The sequence below is a fragment of the Vibrio sp. 1159 genome, from assembly GCF_033340395.1.
Classification (GTDB): Bacteria; Pseudomonadota; Gammaproteobacteria; order Enterobacterales; family Vibrionaceae; genus Vibrio; species Vibrio alginolyticus.
Genome location: NZ_JAWOWL010000080.1, coordinates 1 through 2,242, shown reverse-complemented (window position 1 = coordinate 2,242; position 2,242 = coordinate 1). Strand labels below are relative to the sequence as shown.

At 40.4% G+C, this 2,242-nt stretch carries 3 protein-coding genes; 1 reads left to right on the top strand and 2 read right to left on the bottom strand.

Annotation, left to right across the window (positions count from 1 at the left end; translation table 11 throughout):
* Positions 1-157: 157 nt before the first annotated feature.
* Both dfrA31 and R7127_RS25980 read right to left on the bottom strand, forming a co-directional pair.
* Positions 158-631, bottom strand: a complete 474-nt coding sequence (dfrA31, locus tag R7127_RS25985) for a trimethoprim-resistant dihydrofolate reductase DfrA31 (RefSeq protein WP_000703246.1) — start codon at positions 629-631, stop codon at positions 158-160.
* A gap of 159 nt (positions 632-790) precedes the next feature.
* The gene (locus R7127_RS25980) at positions 791-1,447 is read right to left on the bottom strand and encodes a quinolone resistance pentapeptide repeat protein QnrVC7 (RefSeq protein ID WP_063866460.1); all 657 of its coding nucleotides are present in this window, start codon (positions 1,445-1,447) and stop codon (positions 791-793) included.
* 481 nt (positions 1,448-1,928) lie between these two features.
* Here R7127_RS25980 and R7127_RS25975 point away from each other — a divergent pair.
* Positions 1,929-2,242: DUF4158 domain-containing protein (locus R7127_RS25975; protein WP_318148658.1), on the top strand; the 314-nt coding region annotated here is incomplete at its 3' end.

Sequence of the window (2,242 nt, the reverse complement as noted above, 5' to 3'; positions counted from 1 at the left end):
CTATTAATATTGACTTACTCAACGTTTATCTCCTTTGCTATAACGCCCTGTTAAGGGGTGAGCAACGCAATACCGAAGCTTCCGCATACCACCTTAACCACTAAAACCAACGCATAGTAAAAATGCCACGCGTTGCGAATCCCTCTTAAACAGTTTGTTAGCCCTTTGCCCAAATTTGGTACGTGTAATCAATATTTGAACTGAAACTTTGCTCAAATGTTTGTTTGAAACTCTGTGGAACTGAAGGGAAAAACACGTCGCCAGAGATGTGCTTATGAATCACTGAAAGATGGATAACATCTGCTTGTTCGATTAATGCTTTGTAAATTTCACCACCACCAGAAACAAAGACATGTGTTGTCGTATTGTCTAAGTAAGATAATGCCGATTCAATGCTGGTGAAATAAATAACATCTGGATCATTCGAGACCATTTCTGAGCGAGTAACCACAGCATATTTCCTATTGGGAAGTTTACCCATTGAGTCGAAAGTTTTACGACCGACTAAAAGCCAATGATTGTAAGTCATAGCTTTGAACAGGAGCTGCTCACCTTGTACATGCCAAGGTATATCCAATCCAGAGCCAATTACTCCATTCTCAGAAACTGCTGCCATAATGGATATTTTCATTTTTCCTCCTGAGGGCTAACGCCCGCCTAAGGGGCTGGCAACGCTACCGCACGGCTTAAATTTACAACCGTAACCACCACAGCTCATTGGGACTGGGAACGCCACGCGTTGACAGTCCCTCTTGAGGCGTTTGTTATGTGTGTGTTCAAACCATCAAATTTAGTCAGGTACTACTATTAAACCTAATTGCTCTAAAAGTTGTTCTTGTTGCCACGAACAGATTTTTACACCTGTAAGGTCAACTTTCCGGGGGTCTAAACCATACAGCTCCGAGTGGCTCAAATCACAACCTTGCAACCTACACTGGCTCCAGCACCCTTCAGAAAATACTCCCCGACTTAAATCAGACTCTTTAAATGATGTCCCACTCAAATTTGCACCAATCCATCTATTCTCAAACAAATCACACTTTTCGATACACTGCCTTTCAAAATTTGCGTATGACAGATTACAACCTGTTATATAGGCTGAACAAAAATACATTCTGTTCGATACCTGATTCATGAAGCTAGCTTGAGCAAAATTTGCCCCCTTTAAATCGCACTCTCTGAACTCGATACCAAAACAATTTGCACCTTTGAAATACGACATTGAAAGACTGCAGTTTTTAAAAGATGCGTCTCTAAGATCCGAGTAAGAAAAATCACACCCCTCTAATTCTCCTCGTTCAATGAAAGAACAATCTACAAATTGTGTATCGCGGAGGTTTGCCCGTTTAAAGGAACAGCAGAAAAATTTGCAATTTTTAAAATACTGACCACTCAAGTCTTGATGTGAAAAGTCAGCTTGTACATATAACTGGTCTGTTTTATCCATTTTGTAGCCCTCTTTTTATTTGAGTCGAAGACTAACATTTACCAACCAGTTCTCAAGAAAAATAAACACCTTAAAAACAGCAACTTGCAACCACTTAAAATCACAAAAATAAGGCGCCAAATTGACGCTCTAAGGCGCTGATTTTTGATCTACCCACGCCGCATGGCTAGAAAAAAGTTTTGTTCAATTACGGCGCTTACAAGAAAAACACATAACGCTTATTAGATGGCTTTAAGCCGTCTTTATCCGAGAATAATGCCGCCTTTCACTAATGCATTCAATTTAGTATCAATCAATTGTGAGGTGTCGGAGTAAGTTAAACGGTGATACGTGGTTTAATTTGGGGTTCTAGGGATTTTCCCCTCTAAAAAGACATAATCCTCTGTAGACCACACCAATAAATGGCTGCGGAGGTGGGTTACTACTTATAAGTGTGGCAAATTAGGTAAATATCGTACATTTAATACGGAACAGCCCTGATATGGCCATCAAAAACGAAATTACTATTCTCACGAGAGCAGAACAGGCAGATCTTTATTCCCCACCCATTTTTTCAATCGAAGAACAACGTCTGTACTTTTCTCTGAACGATGCGGAATTGGCAGTTTTTCGGTCAATTCGTCTCAGAGCTCATAGATGTTACTTTGTCGCGATTTTGGGATACTTCAAATCAAAGCCCGTCATCCTAGATATCGCTTACTCGCAGGTTTCTAAGGATTTAATGTTCATCCGTAAAGAACAAAATGGCGGCAAGGGGCTCAAACCATTCACCTCCTCACAAAAACAAAAAGAGCG